Raw genomic sequence first — 14,416 nt, 5'->3', positions numbered from 1 at the left:
AGGTTTGGGCTTGGTGATCGTGAAACGTTGGGCAGACCGCTGACTGGTGAACCCCTAGGATTCAACGTAGGCCTGGCAGCAACAGAAGGGATGTTCAATGCGGCGCGGTGCGGGCTTGCTGCCGCAAATCACGTCTTGCAACAGGGCTTGGAAGCCCCGCAGCGCATCCTGGGAGGTGAAGGATTGACCGCCCGTTTCCCGAGCCACCCTGGCGTATTCCCCTTCAATTTCCCGGCGCACTTTGTCTTTCACCGAGGAAGTTCCAAGATAGGTATGCACCCGCACGCCAGCTTCCTTGGCCACCGCGATCGCGAGGTTAGCGGCTTCGATGTCTCCTTGATCTTGCTTGGCATCCTGGTTCCCGCCATCCAAGGACTCATCGCCCAGGAAGAACAGGGCCCGCCCAGCCCCCGGCCGCCAGTCAAAATGGCGACTCAGATCCTCGATCGCCCTTGCGCCGTCTTCTTGGGCCCCGCCGCCGGCCACCGTGCCGCGTTGGCGACCCCGCAACTCGGCCTCCGCCGCTTTGGCCGTTGTGGTCAGGTATTTGCGAATGGATTGATTAAAACGGGTGTCTCGGAACGTGCCTTCAATGCCCAGATAGACCACTCGCAAGTCAGAGGGGCAATGGGCCCGAGCCGCCTCGATCGCGGCGGAAACGGCCGCATCCAGCGCCACCGCTTCGTCCTTCATGGAAACGCTGGAGTCGATCGCCACCACCAAGTCCACCAGCGGGATCGTCACGCCATCTTCTTCGATGACCTCGATCGTGGGTTGCCCGATCGCCACCCACTCCAACTTGCGTCCTTGACAGCTTCCGTCTTCCGTCGCTCCCCGGTGCGCAGACACATGACCCAGTTGATCCGGCGTTGCACCACCGGCCACCAAGCCCCGATCGAAGTCTGGCTGGGCCCAGGCATTGAACTGAAACTGTTGCTCGCCTGCCCGATCGCTGAAACTCAAGCTCAACAGAGCGCTGAGATCCAACACACCGACGATCGGGTCGCGATACCAAAACGCCGTCAAGGTTTCCGCACTGCCCCGGCGATATTCCACCGAAGACTCGCTGCCATCCCCTAGGGTAAAGCACCCTTTTCCAAACTCAGTGCCGTCGTTGTTCAGTACCCGAAAGGTGTAGGCCTTTCCTGGGGTGGACGGTGCTGAGGTAGAAGAATCTGCTGTTGTGTTGGTTGTTTCTGTGGCCGAACTCCAGGGAATCACAACACTGGGCGTGACATCCAGCCAACCACCATCCGTGACCGTGCCCACATCCACCAACGATTGTGCGTCCAAAAACTCCATCAACCGCTCACCATCGTCCTCAAATCGATAGTGGCAAATGCCCTGATCAGCAAAAACAACCAGATCTGAATCTTGGCGATAGACGACCTTAACGAAATTGGCTCCATCAATTTCCCAGCGGTAGCCAGGCATCGCTTCAACAATCTTTTGATTCTTCACAAATCACTTCTCCAAAAAGCACTGCAACCCTAGGGAAATACCAGGCAACTGATTCGGTCGATCGAGTCGATCGAGCTAATGGGGCTAAGGAGTCTGTCGATGGGTTCTCAATTGGAATCTTGTTTGAGTGGCTAACCTGCATTCTTGCGAGATTTAGTCATCACCCTTGAATTAGCCCATTGCTTATCTCGATCGCCTTGATCTACTCCAAACGAATCTGCTTATTGGCTAATTCCAAATCAAACGGGTAATCTTCATTTCCCCCCGCAAGGGCCTTTTGGAAAGTTTCCTCATTCGCAAACTCACTGACGCGAAACCACCAATCTTCAAATACAATCACCCGCCCATCGGGACAGCGGTAGACCAAGACATGGTAGTCGTCGCGAAATTCGTTGCTGAGATCAAGAACCTCACCACCCATTGCTTGAGCAGCGGTGTCTGCACTGTTCACTTTCCAATCTACTGACATGTTGCACAATCTCCAGCTTAATTGGAGGGTTGATCAGACTTTCCAATTGGACTCTACGAATTGTGCCTCAAGCTAATTGGAATTTGAGAGAAGTTAATGTTAATTTTTTCATTTTTCTGAATAATTCCGTATAAACACGCAATTAAAAATTAGCAACAATTCTCTTAAAAATAGATCATTTCATTTTTAAACATTTGCAATACAATTTTTTACAGAAGATTTCAATCAATTCCAATTGCCAATCAAATTAATTTTTCTTTTTGTTGTAATTTTCATTATTCAATCCGAGCCGGAAATCAAGAATAATTTCTTGTGAATTTCAATTTGATTTGATTTTATTTGATGCTTAAATGCGAATAATTCAATTGTTGAAATTCATAAAATTCTCAGAAATCTCAAGAGTCAATATTTTTTCTTTGTTTTAAATCATTTTTGATAATTGTGTTTTATTTTACATTGACGTTCCTGAAGAGAAAATGATGCTTGGGGTCAGAATTTTGGACTGAAAGGCCTTTAATAAAGACTAACTTTGCCTGTTACTGGAAGCGATCCGCGATCAACTCCCGTTGACGATCGAAAGTGATCCGCCATTTTTAGGTTGGCTGGCGTTCGATCGTCTGAATTTTGAGGATGACTTGTGGTGGCTTTGGGCTGTCGCTGCCCAGCCAAGGACGAGGATCAGGGCGATCGGGGGTTTAAGTCAGGGTTGGCAATTTTTTTGACCTGTCTGCCGGGCGCTGGTGTGATCAATGATGCAGCCGGACTGAGAGAGCGATCGATCCGGTTGGAGGGCGCACATCGGTACGCCCCTGCGGACATGCCACGACTTTGGGTTGGGAAGATCAGCGATCGCGGTCTAGGTTGTGGGTGGCTGATTTTGGCGGCGTTGGCTCTGTTTGGGGTTGCGCCACTGACGGGCCTGGCGCAGCAGCAACAACGACCACCGCAGGCTCTTTTCGAGCCGGCCCACGATGACGCAAACCGTCAGCAGGGCGATCAGCCAGCTTGGGGCATTTTGGGCGATCGGGAGGGACAAGATCGGGTCGAGTTGGGTGGGTTGGGCGATCGTTTCTTGGGTCGTTTGAATGGTGTTAGTTTGGGGTTGCGAATTCATGGTGAAAACCTTGAATCATTGACTACGCAACCATTCTCAAATTGGTAATCAGCGCCCAAGTCCCCCACAAGTCCCGTCTTAGTCTGGTTTAGTCCCCTCTTGGTCTACCGACCAGGAACAGCTATTGATCGCCCAACATGGAATCGCCACGCTCTTCCACCCCCGCCATAACTTGGAGCCAATTTTTAAGCGAGCAGGCTGATTACTACGGTCTCACACCTGAGCAAAAGGCAGCATTTCTCGTTCAGTTTGCCGAACAGAAGCGCAGCGATTCGCGTGTCCAGGCTTCTATCTCTCTGGACATTGGCGAAAACACGTTTAAGAATCACATGACCAATGTGTATAGGCGCTTAGCCGACTTCTATCCCAACCTTAAGCAAATTGTTGGCAGAGGCAAACGACAAGCAGTTCTCGTAATTTTGCGAATGGAGTTTTCGGAACGGACTCGGCCGGTTGCTCCACCTCCAGCGGAAATCCCCAGTTCTTCAACAACGCTCCCGCCTCCAGCAGAGATTCCTGGTTATCCGACGGTGCGATCGCTCCTGGAGCAAGCACAGGCGATGTTAGCCAACCACACCAGTCAAGCGTTTTATAACGGCACGTTGCCCCAGTGGGCGGACATTGCGGCGGGCTATGACGTGGAGCGCGATCGCCTCAAAGATCTCCAAGACTTTGTGGAATCGCGGGCGGCGCTGGGTGGGGCGTTGCCGATCGCGCTGGTGTTGGGCCGATCGGGCGATGGCAAAAGCACTCTGTTGATGCGGTTGGCGGCGGAGTTGAACGATCGGGGCGATCGGGTGTTGTGGCACGAACCGAATCAGCGCAATCAGGTGGCGTTGGATTTGACGGCGCTGGCCACCCTGAAGACCGATCGGCGGGTGGTGGTGATCATTGACGATGCCCATGCGCTGGACTTGGAAGGGTTGGAGCAGCAGGTGCGATCGCTCCACCAGGTTGGGGCGGGGTTGTTGTTGGTGTTGGGGGTGCGGCGAGAGCTGTGGCTCGGGGGTCGGCAGCTTCCCCAGTCGATCGCCAAGATTCAGCGCTTTGAGATCGATCGGGTGAGTGACGCGGAAATCGATCGCTTTTTGGAGGCCTATGAGCGAGCGGGGGAGTTGGGCAAATTAGCGAATTTGTCACCCGCGGCCCGGGCGGCCAAGTTTCGGCAGGGGGCCGATCGCCAGTTGTTGGTGATGTTGCTGGAGGCGAAATACAACGAAAGCCTGACTAGCTATGTCCAAAAAACCCTCAACGACTTGGCAGATCGATTTGGCGAAAGAGTGGTGCGGGCTTGTCAGTTGGTGGCGGCGTTGCACACGTTCGATTTGGGGTTTCCGGCGCGTTTGTTGGAAACGATTTTGGATGTGGGTGAGCTGGAGACCGACATTCTGGCCAAAACCGATGGCTGGTTAATTTCGGAGGGCTATGGGCGCTTGATCCAAACGCGCCACCCGGTGATTGCGACGGTGATTTTTCAGGGCGATCGGGCCAAATATCGCCGTCTCAGTCAGTTTATTGACGCGGAACTGAAGCAAGCGCCGGACTATTTCCTCACGCCGCGCCTGATGCACAACTTGCGGGTGCAAACCAAGGCTCTGGGCTTGCAGGTGGAGTCGCTGCGGGATGTGTTTCAGCAAGCGGTCAATTGTTTTCCGATTCGCCGCTTTGTCTACAACATTTGGGCGGTGATGGAAAGTGACCGCAAAAACTATGACCAAGCCCACAAACTTTTTCGCAAAGCCACCGAAGCCGATCCAAACAACGCAGTATCCTGGCAAGCCTGGGCGGTGATGGAAAGCGGCTTAAAAAACTATGCCGAAGCCCGACGGCTGTTCCAACAAGCCACCGAGGTGGATCGGAACCACGCTGTTTCCTGGCAAGCCTGGGCGGTGATGGAAAGCGGCTTAAAAAACTATGCCGAAGCCCGACGGCTGTTCCAACAAGCCACCGAGGTGGATCGGAACAACGCGCCGGCCTGGGGAGGTTGGGCAATCATGGAACGCAACGCAGGCAACTACGACAAAGCCAGGGAATTGTTTAACCAAACTCTCAAACTCGAACCCCATAACGCCAAGTCTTGGCGCACTTGGGCCGCAATGGAGCGCAACCTCGGCAACCACGACGAAGCCCGCCGCCTCAGCGACAAAGCCACCCAACTGGAAGCCGCCCGCCAACCCGCCCCCCGGTCAGGGCCAGCCCATCCCCCACCCCGCCGCCGCAATCCCTAAGCGCAACCGCCCTCAGTTGCCGAAGCCTAGCGGCCGGGATGCTGATAAAGTGGCGTTGAATTCAGCTTGGCGTTGGCGGACTGGAAACTATGGCTGTTGCGATCGCACTAGGATTACTCGTTTTGGCCTACCTGCTCGGCTCCATCCCCGCTGGATACCTAGCCGGGCGCTGGCTCAAAGGCATCGACATCCGCCAATATGGTTCCGGCTCCACCGGGGCCACCAACGTGATGCGCACCGTGGGCAAACCAGCCGGGATCACCGTCTTTATCTTCGACATCCTGAAAGGGGCGATCGCCATTGGCCTGGTGCGCGCCCTTTGGACTGGCGACCTCATCGTCGATCCCACCTGGCTGGCAATCAAGCCCTGGTTAGAAGTGGTCGCCGGTCTCACCGCCGTGATTGGCCACAGCAAATCCCTGTGGCTGAATTTCCAGGGCGGCAAATCCGTGGCCACCAGCCTGGGCACGTTGTTAGCCCTGTCTTGGCAAGTGGGCTTGGGCGGGTTCGCGGCCTTCTGTGTGGTGCTGGCCATTTGGCGATATGTGTCCCTCGGGTCGATCGTCGGGGCAATCATGGTCAGCGTGTTGATGCTGTCTTTGCAAAATCCCTTGCCCTACTGTTTATTTGGCTTGGCAATTACGGTGTTTGTGATTGCGCGACACAAGACCAACATCAGCCGTCTGTTGAAGGGAACAGAACCCAAGTTTGGCCAAAAGGTGCAAATTCCCGAGCCTGTTTCCGACAGCGCCAGCGGTTCTTAGGATTTTGGCCCTACTTCTGTGGTGGTGTGCCGGGTCGAAAGCAGGCCGGTCAAAGATCGGTTAAGTCTTAAAAGCTTGACGAAACGCCGCTTAACCTTGATGGATTGGGGGCTTGGGCCTCTGGCCTGGCTCGATCGGGAAGTGGCCTGGGGATGACCATCTTCTGATTTGCCCCCAAATGTAACGAATTGCAACGTATAATAGCTCTGAAAAATTAATTCTTAAGAATTATTCAAGGGAATCCAACACCCATCGCATTTCAAGCGCGATCGGGCGGTTTCCACCCCCATCAGCCCTGTGGCTTCCGTTGTTTACCCCTAGCGAGTAGGACTGTTGAAATCCATGCGAGTTGCAATCGCCGGTGGCGGCCTAGCGGGCCTGGCCTGTGCCAAATATTTGGTCGATGCGGGACACCAGCCGATCGTGTTGGAACGCGAGGCCGTGTTGGGTGGTTTGGTGGCCGCTTGGAAAGATGAGGATGGTGATTGGCTGGAAACGGGGCTGCACGCCTTTTTCGGTGCTTATCACAACATGAAGCAACTGATGGGCGAGCTGGACATTCTCGATCGCCTGCAATGGAAGCGCCACGCCCTGGTGTTTAACCAACCGGAAAAGCCGGGAACCCTGTCTTGGTTTGATGTGCCGGACATTCCCGCCCCGTTTAATGTGATCATGTCGATTCTGCGGAATAACGACATGCTGACCTGGGAGCAAAAAATTCGATTCGCGATCGGGCTGTTGCCAGCGATCGTGCGGGGTCAGCAGTATGTGGAATCCATGGATAAATACAGCCTCTTGGAATGGCTGCGGCTCCAGGGAGTGGATGAGCAGGTGAACACCGACATTTTCATCGCCGCCTCCAAGGCCCTGACGTTTATTAATCCTGAGGATGTGTCGGCTACGGTTCCCCTGACGGCGCTGAACCGGTTTTTGCAAGAGCGCTACGGGTCAAAGGTGGCCTTTTTGGATGGGGCCCCGCCGGAGCGGTTGTGCCAGCCGATCGTGGACTACGTGACGGCTCGGGGCGGGGAAGTGCGCACCCAAGCGCCGCTGAAGGAAATTGTCTTGAATGGCGATCGATCGGTGAAGTCTTTCATTGTGCGCGGTCAAAACGGCGCACCCGATGAGGAGATTGTGGCCGATGCTTTTGTGTCCGCCATGTCGGTGGATGCCTTAAAGATCATGATGCCGGACGATTGGAAAGCCGTGCCGGAGTTCGAGAAGCTGCAAGGCCTCGAAGGTGTGCCGGTAATCAATGTTCAAATTTGGTTTGATTGCAAGTTGCCGACGATCGACCAGTTGTTGTTCTCCCGATCGGATATCCTCAGTGTTTATGCGGATATGAGCCGCACCACTCGGGAATACGAAGACCCGGATCGATCGATGCTGGAATTGGTGTTGGCTCCGGCCAAGGATTGGATCGGCCGTTCCGATGAAGACATCATTGCTGCCACCATGGACGAGCTGGCCAAGCTATTCCCCGATCACATTCCCCACCAGGCAAAAGTTCGCAAAGCCAAGGTGAAAAAAACGCCCCGATCGGTCTACACGGCCCGGCCGGGATGCCAGGCCCTGCGCCCCCAACAGGAAACCTCGATCGGGAATTTTTTCCTGTCCGGTAGCTACACCATGCAAGAGTTTCTAGGCAGCATGGAAGGGGCTGTGCTTTCTGGTAAGCTGACAGCGCAAGCGATTGTCCGCAATGCCGCGCGCCTTGAGCGCGATCGCGATTTGGCCCTGGCCGCTTCCGCCTAAGCCACTCCTTTGACTGACCCATCGACCTTTCCCAGCCCCGCCGGTCTTCATGCTGCACTTGCCTGACCCGCCACGCACTAACACCCTGGCGACCCTGGAAGAATCCTATGAGTTGTGTCGCCAGGTCACAGCCAAGTACTCCAAAACGTTCTATTGGGGCAGTGCGCTGATGCCGTTGGCTAAGCGGCGGGCCATCTGGGCAATTTATGTTTGGTGTCGGCGCACTGATGAACTGGTCGATGGGCCCATGGCCAAACTGACCACGCCGGAAACCCTGGACGATTGGGAACGGCGACTCGAACAGCTTTTTGGTGGCCATGCCCTGGATGACTCTGATGTGGCCCTGGTTGACACGATCGGGCGCTACAACCTAGATATTCAGCCCTTCCGCGACATGATCGCCGGGCAGCGCATGGATCTCTATCGCAGTCGCTACGAGACCTACGAAGAGCTAGAGCTATATTGCTATCGCGTGGCGGGCACGGTGGGCCTGATGACCACACCGGTTTTGGGGGTGGCTAGCGAGCCGGCCCGCGCCCCTTGGGATGGGTTTTTGCAAATGCAAACCAGCCCCGATCGCAACCCGGATGACCCCACGGAACGGGCGATCGCCCTCGGCATTGCCAACCAGCTCACCAACATCTTGCGAGACGTGGGCGAAGACCGTCACCGGGGCCGAATTTATCTGCCCCTAGAAGATTTGGAGCGATTCCGCTACACCGAGCAGGACTTGATGAATGGTGTGGTTGACGATCGCTGGCGTGCCCTGATGCAGTTCCAAATTCAGCGGGCCCGCACCATTTTCGACAGCGCCGCCAAGGGCATTCGCCTGCTTCACCCCGATGCTCGCTGGCCCGTTTGGGCTGCCTTGATGCTCTACAGCCGAATTTTGCACTCGATCGAGCGCAACGGTTACGACGTGTTCAACAAACGCGCCTATGTCCCCACCACGGGGAAAGTGCGCTGTCTGCCCGTGGCCCTGATGCGATCGCAGGTTCTCTAGGCCAAGCTGTTAACCCGCCGCACAAAATCGTTGGGCCAGTCGATCGATGCTCGTCAGCGGCTGGCTCAATTCAAACTGCTCAGCCCTCGATCGGCAGTCGAATTCGGAATTCAGCGCCTTGTCCTGGCTCCGACTCAACGGTCAGACTGCCACCGTGTTTATCGACTACGATTTGTTGGGCGATCGCGAGACCCAACCCTGTGCCTTTACCTACGGATTTTGTGGTGAATAAATGGTCAAAGATTCTTGACTGCACCTCTGCATTCATCCCCTTGCCATTGTCCCGGATCGTAATTTGTACCTGATCATCAACCAGAGTCGTGCTGATGGTGATCTGTTGAGGATGTGCCTCTAATTCTTTGAACAATCGACCCTGGGCCAGCTCATCAAACATATCGATCGCATTAGCCAGGATGTTCATAAATACCTGGTTGAGCTGGCCCGGGAAGCAATCGATCGGTGGTATTTCACCATAGTTGGTAATCACCTCGATCGCCGGTCGATTAGCATTCGCCTTGAGCCGATATTTCAGAATCAGCAGCGTGCTATCAATCCCTTCATGCAGGTTAGCGCTGACTTTATATTCCGTATCCGCACGGGAGAAGGTGCGCAGGCTGGTGCTAATGCTTTTGATGCGATCGGTTGCCCCTTGCATTGAATTCAGGAGTTGGGGCAAATCTTCGCAAACATATTCCAAATCAATATCTTCAGCGTGATCTTGAATCGGAGGAGTGGGACTAGGATAATGCTGCTGATATAGGGCTAGGTGTTCAAGCAAGTCTTGCACATGCTCTTTGCCATTATCGATGCTGCCATTCAGAAAGCCGATCGGGTTATTGATTTCATGCGCCACCCCAGCCACTAAGTTTCCTAGCGATGCCATCTTCTCGCTCTGCACCATTTGTAATTGGGATTGCTCTAATTGCTGAGCATAGCGCTGAGCTTGTTGAGCATAAAGTTGAGCTTTTTGGTAAAGGCTGGCATTTTCTAAAGAAATAGCAGCCTGGATGCAAAGAAAGTTGAGCACTGCAATGCGATCGCTTGTAAATACGCCGCTAGTGGAACAATTTTCTAGATACAAAATAGCTCGTAAGTTACTCTGGTTGAGCATCGGCAAACACAAAATACTCTTGGGTTGACGCTGATTCAGATAATCACCAATTACTGGCAAATCAGTCTTGAGATCATCAATTACCACCGTTGTTGCCGTGTTCTTGACATACTGAATTAAGTTGCTGGGAATGCTGGAAGCATCCTCCAGGGGGGCAGCTTGCAGCACAACTTCCTCTAGGTTTGCCGTTACCCGCACTTGCCATTGATCATCCTCACCAAGCATCAAGGCACATCGGTCTGCCCCAGAGTTTTCAAGCATGATCTGAGTCAGAGTTTCTAGAAGCTTATCTAGGGCGATCGTGCTGGCTATGATCTGCGAAACTTGCAGCAGAGCAGACAAATCCAGGATTCTATTGATATTGCTAGAAGAGCTATTTTTAGAGGTGGAATGAGTCGAACGATCTAGCGTCGTAGAAGAGTGATGTACCGCAGACAATGTTGTCAGGGTTTCTGCAACAGATATGGGTTGCTTGGCAGCTTGTAGAATAGGTCGCAGCAATTGAGGATAGTGCTTTTCTAAAGCAACAACTTTGGCCTTGGCTCCCCAATGAGCATAGGCATAGTAAGCATTCTGCATGTACCCTGCAGCGACCGTTTCTTTTCCCCATTTCAGATAGAATTTTGCAGCCAACTCGTTCGCGAGGGCCTCTTCCTGGATATAGCCGCTTTCTTTAGCGCCAGAAATCGCGCGATCGTACCAGTCCCCTGCTTCATAGAAATTCCCTAAAACTCGATGGTGTTCAGCAGCAACCAAATCGAATTTATGTTGATAATTCATGGGAGCATAGCTTGCCCATTGTTGTTGTAACTTTGTTTGATTTTCTTCCACCTGTTGTAAGAGTTGTGATCGCTCGCCTAATCCCCGTTCCAGTGCCGCCAATGCTGCCAAAGAATCGTATAAATAAAATTCGGCTTCTCCTACTGTTCCTACCCCGCCGTTAAAATAGCGTCTTACCTCAACAGCGCACATCCGAGCCATTTCCAGCTCGTCAAATAGGCAACATAACATCAGCTTAAACACATAAAATGCGTATAAGCACAGTAGATCATTGACTGAGATGAGTTGAGGAAGAAACTCTGCCTCTTCAATGACTTCTCCTGAAAAAATGTGGGCAGACTCTGAGTTTCCTCGCAGGTTCAAAGTACCTTGCCAATAGACACGACACCAATTTGCCGGAGTCAACTGATTCATTTGGACTAGTGCCTGGTGATAGGCTTGAATTTCTAGCTCCAAGATATCTAGAGGGGAGCCGCACCAGAAAGAATTAGCACAGAAAGCATGGATGTTATATCCCCCATATTCTATATTTCCAACATCTAATCCTGTTGTGTACCCTTCTTGAGCTAGAGGTAGGGTGTCTCGAACATGAAATTTTCGATGCGATGTAAATAGCACAGCCACATGAAACGCTTCTGGCTTAATCACCTTTGCCTCAGGCGTTGAGGTGAGTTGAATAGCTAATTGAATGAACTTTACTCCAGCATTTACATCCTTAAGAAAATTGGCAGCAATAATGCTGTAGCAAGAATAGGCAGCGATGGAAGCGGGTGTATTACCATATTCAATAGATAATTTTACGGCTATTGTTACCAATCCAATATATAACGAAGAACCTGAGATATAGGCCGATGAAAAGAGACGAGTAATGATCTCAACAATCGCCATGATTCGGCGATCAGTCATTTTGGGTAAATCAACTAAATCCTCAATGTCGCGATCACCTATAAGCTGATTAACTTCAGCAGTGATCGACAAAAAATCATCCTCCGTCATCGTTTCGGGGAGAAATAGATCAAGCAGCCCTAAAACGTTTCGAGCTACATCAATTGATTCAAGTAATTTATTTTGAGAAATTAGAGAAACAATACGAATTCGGTAGACGTTAACTCTTTCTATTACAGAGTGTGCTTTCTCAATTACTGTATCAATAGCAGCTTCCATCGCCTCGTAATATCCGCACAAGGATGCTAACTCTGCGGCCAATTCGTAGAAAACAAGGGTGATCTCATACTGCCTTTCCCAGGCTGCTTCTCCCAGCAAAGATAAGCCCGTGTGAACGTACTCACGTCCTCCTTGATAGGCAGTCGTTATCCTTGCTTTATGGGCTGCAATCAGATTGAGACGGGCGAGTTCGTCCCGTTTGCTTTGTTCCCTGATTAATGCCTGTCCATGATTGAGTTGACCAACTAACTCAAAGATTCTTTCTTCTATCTCGTCCGGTGATCTTTTGGATAAAAGTAATTGTCCAATTTTGAGATGAGTTGCTTGTTTTTGCTCTGCTGCAATCAGAGAATAGGCCGCTTGCTGTACCCGATCGTGCAGGAATCGATAAGTCGGATTGACATGATTTTGAGACTCGCATTGCTCAAGTTCCTCAGATTGAAAAAACTTGTAAACCTGAGTAATTGGTATGATCAGCCCTTCCTGCAAGGCTCTCCACAAGATGGTGGCTGCTTCTGTTTGGGATTGCTCTGCCACGATCGCCAGGGTTGATAAATCAAACTGTGCGCCAATACAAGCCGCTAATTTCAAGACCTCTTGCGTCGCTGTCGGCAGTTTCTGCAACTGCAACGCCATAAATTCCACCACATCATCCGTCAGCGCCAGAGCATTGACTTGAGCAATATCACATTGCCAATAGCCTTGATCACGGTCAAAGAAGATGTACCCATCTTCGTGAAGCGCTTTCAGAAATTGGGTCGTAAAGAAAGGATTCCCTTGGGTTTTGCGATCGACCAATTGAGTCAGTGGCTGTGATAGCTCTTGGCTGCATTTCAATGTATCCGCCACCAAGCAATTGGTATGCTCTAGGCTCAGCGGCAACAAGGTGATTGTATTAACGGTCAAGCTCGCTTTTTTCAGTTCCCCGATCATCAACATCAGGGGATGAACTGGTGAAACTTCGTTATCTCGATAAGCACCCAACATCAGCAGATAGCCACTGCTTTCCATGAGCACTTTCAGCAGTTGCAGCGAAGCAGAATCAGACCACTGCAAATCATCCAGGAAGATTACGAGGGGATGATCGGCAGTCGTGAAAACTTGAATAAACTTCTGAAACAGTAAGTTAAATCGATTCTGCGCTGCGGTTCCCGAAAGCTCCGGAGCTGCGGGCTGCTGACCAATGACCTGCTCTAGCTCCGGAATTACCTCAATCAAGACCTGGCCGTTTTCACCAACAGCTTTGAGGATTTTGGCTTTCCATTCGGCTAGTTGACTGTCAGACTCTGAGAGCAGTTGCCCCATCAGATCCCGCAAAGCTTGCACAAATGCTGATAGAGGAATATTGCGATTAAATTGGTCAAACTTTCCTTTAATGAAATAGCCTTTTTGCTGCGTGATTGGCTTATGGACTTCATTCACAACAGCCGTTTTACCAATCCCCGAAAATCCTGCCACTAGCATCAGTTCTGATGTACCTTGGGAGACTCGCTCAAAAGACTTGAGCAAAATTTGTACTTCACTCTCACGACCATAGAGCTTTTCAGGGATTAAGAATCGATCGCTCAGATCCCGTTGTCCCAACTCAAACTCAGTAATTTTGCCTGTTGCTTCCCATTGGCTTAAGCATTGCTGCAAATCATGTTGCAAGCCCAAGGCACTTTGATATCGATCCTCAGCATTTTTAGCCATCAGCTTGGCCACGATCGTCCCTACGATCTTGGGCACTGACGGATTTACCTGATCCACTGGCTGTGCTGTTTTAGCAATATGGCAATGCAACAACTCCAAGGGATCATTGCAAATGAAGGGCAGCGTATTGGCTATGGTCAATAATTGATAGAGAGTGACTCCTAGGGAGTAGTAATCAGCTCGATAGTCAATGCCACGATTCATACGCCCGGTTTGTTCGGGAGCCAGGTAGGCTAAAGTTCCCTCTAAAATATTTGGATTTTGAATTTCTTGAGTTTCTTTAGGTAATAAAGAAGCAATACTAAAATCAATTAATTTAATTTCTTTTGATTCGGGACTAATCAGAATATTGGCGGGTTTAATATCTTTATGAATAACGCGCTGCTGATGCAGATCGTGCAGAATAGTGGTCAATTGTAATGCAATCTTGAGCACTTCGACCCAATTAAGCCTGTGTTGCTGTAGATATTGATTGAGAGATAATCCTCCCCAATCTTCCATCACGAGTACATAGCTATTCCCCAAGGACTGAAGAGTCAGGGGATGAATAATGCCAGGTAAACTGAGATTTTTGGCGATCGCGTATTGATTCCGAAATTGCACCAGTTCGCCAAAGGTGGGATAGTCCGACAGCAGGATTTTTAACACTACCGATCGTTGATCACCATCCTGTATCCCTCGATAGACGGCCGTTCTTGATCCCGAATAGAGTTGCTCAATGATCGTATAGCCAGCAATTACAGGCAATGGCCGGGATGAAGAGCCAGTGAGAGGTGACATGAATATGGTTAAAAGTAAAATCCACTTTTCAGTATTAGATCTCTTCTGGTGATACAGCAACTTTGATGTGCTAGATATGACACAGCATACGGACG

8 protein-coding genes are annotated in these 14,416 nt (G+C 51.2%); 4 read left to right on the top strand and 4 right to left on the bottom strand.

Features of this window, described 5'->3' with window-relative positions; all coding sequences use genetic code 11:
• Window positions 1-54: 54 nt before the first annotated feature.
• The 3 genes from ACZA91_RS14365 to ACZA91_RS14355 form a co-directional block, all read right to left on the bottom strand.
• A complete protein-coding gene (locus ACZA91_RS14365; protein ID WP_190356131.1) occupies window positions 55-1,461 on the bottom strand; it encodes a hypothetical protein in 1,407 nt (468 codons plus the stop codon).
• Window positions 1,462-1,663: 202 nt separating this feature from the next.
• The gene (locus tag ACZA91_RS14360; protein ID WP_099533617.1) at window positions 1,664-1,930 is read right to left on the bottom strand and encodes a hypothetical protein; all 267 of its coding nucleotides are present in this window, start codon (window positions 1,928-1,930) and stop codon (window positions 1,664-1,666) included.
• A gap of 856 nt (window positions 1,931-2,786) precedes the next feature.
• A complete protein-coding gene (locus tag ACZA91_RS14355) occupies window positions 2,787-3,044 on the bottom strand; it encodes a hypothetical protein (protein ID WP_463182940.1) in 258 nt (85 codons plus the stop codon).
• A 137-nt stretch (window positions 3,045-3,181) separates the two neighbouring features.
• On the opposite strand from ACZA91_RS14355, the gene ACZA91_RS14350 reads away from it, so the two are divergent.
• The 4 genes from ACZA91_RS14350 to ACZA91_RS14335 all read left to right on the top strand — a co-directional run bounded on the left by ACZA91_RS14350 (window position 3,182) and on the right by ACZA91_RS14335 (window position 8,794).
• Complete coding sequence (locus ACZA91_RS14350) at window positions 3,182-5,272, top strand: tetratricopeptide repeat protein (protein WP_463182938.1); 2,091 nt, start codon at window positions 3,182-3,184, stop codon at window positions 5,270-5,272.
• Between the two features lie 89 nt (window positions 5,273-5,361).
• A complete protein-coding gene (plsY, locus tag ACZA91_RS14345; protein WP_393014184.1) occupies window positions 5,362-6,036 on the top strand; it encodes a glycerol-3-phosphate 1-O-acyltransferase PlsY in 675 nt (224 codons plus the stop codon).
• A gap of 342 nt (window positions 6,037-6,378) precedes the next feature.
• The gene (gene pds / locus ACZA91_RS14340) at window positions 6,379-7,791 is read left to right on the top strand and encodes a 15-cis-phytoene desaturase (protein ID WP_463182936.1); all 1,413 of its coding nucleotides are present in this window, start codon (window positions 6,379-6,381) and stop codon (window positions 7,789-7,791) included.
• 49 nt (window positions 7,792-7,840) lie between these two features.
• Window positions 7,841-8,794 carry a phytoene synthase gene (locus ACZA91_RS14335; RefSeq protein ID WP_099533555.1) on the top strand — a complete coding sequence of 318 codons (954 nt, stop codon included), beginning with the start codon at window positions 7,841-7,843 and terminating at the stop codon, window positions 8,792-8,794.
• A 79-nt stretch (window positions 8,795-8,873) separates the two neighbouring features.
• Here ACZA91_RS14335 and ACZA91_RS14330 read toward each other — a convergent pair whose 3' ends face one another.
• On the bottom strand, window positions 8,874-14,321 hold the full coding sequence (locus tag ACZA91_RS14330; RefSeq protein WP_463182934.1) for a trifunctional serine/threonine-protein kinase/ATP-binding protein/sensor histidine kinase: 5,448 nt from the start codon (window positions 14,319-14,321) through the stop codon (window positions 8,874-8,876).
• Between the last annotated feature and the right edge of the window lie 95 nt (window positions 14,322-14,416).

The organism is Limnothrix sp. CMB-01, from assembly GCF_055193175.1.
Note: the sequence above shows the minus strand (reverse complement) of the source record. Positions and strands in the feature narration are given on the sequence as shown.

Excerpts from the sequence above, each read along its gene's own strand:
- ACZA91_RS14360 (WP_099533617.1), bottom strand. The coding sequence starts at position 1,930 with ATGTCAGTAGATTGGAAAGTGAACAGTGCAGACACCGCTGCTCAAGCA.
- ACZA91_RS14355 (WP_463182940.1), bottom strand. The coding sequence starts at position 3,044 with ATGAATTCGCAACCCCAAACTAACACCATTCAAACGACCCAAGAAACG.
- ACZA91_RS14350 (WP_463182938.1), top strand. The coding sequence starts at position 3,182 with ATGGAATCGCCACGCTCTTCCACCCCCGCCATAACTTGGAGCCAATTT.
- plsY (WP_393014184.1), top strand. The coding sequence starts at position 5,362 with ATGGCTGTTGCGATCGCACTAGGATTACTCGTTTTGGCCTACCTGCTC.
- pds (WP_463182936.1), top strand. The coding sequence starts at position 6,379 with ATGCGAGTTGCAATCGCCGGTGGCGGCCTAGCGGGCCTGGCCTGTGCC.
- ACZA91_RS14335 (WP_099533555.1), top strand. The coding sequence starts at position 7,841 with ATGCTGCACTTGCCTGACCCGCCACGCACTAACACCCTGGCGACCCTG.
- ACZA91_RS14330 (WP_463182934.1), bottom strand. The coding sequence starts at position 14,321 with ATGTCACCTCTCACTGGCTCTTCATCCCGGCCATTGCCTGTAATTGCT.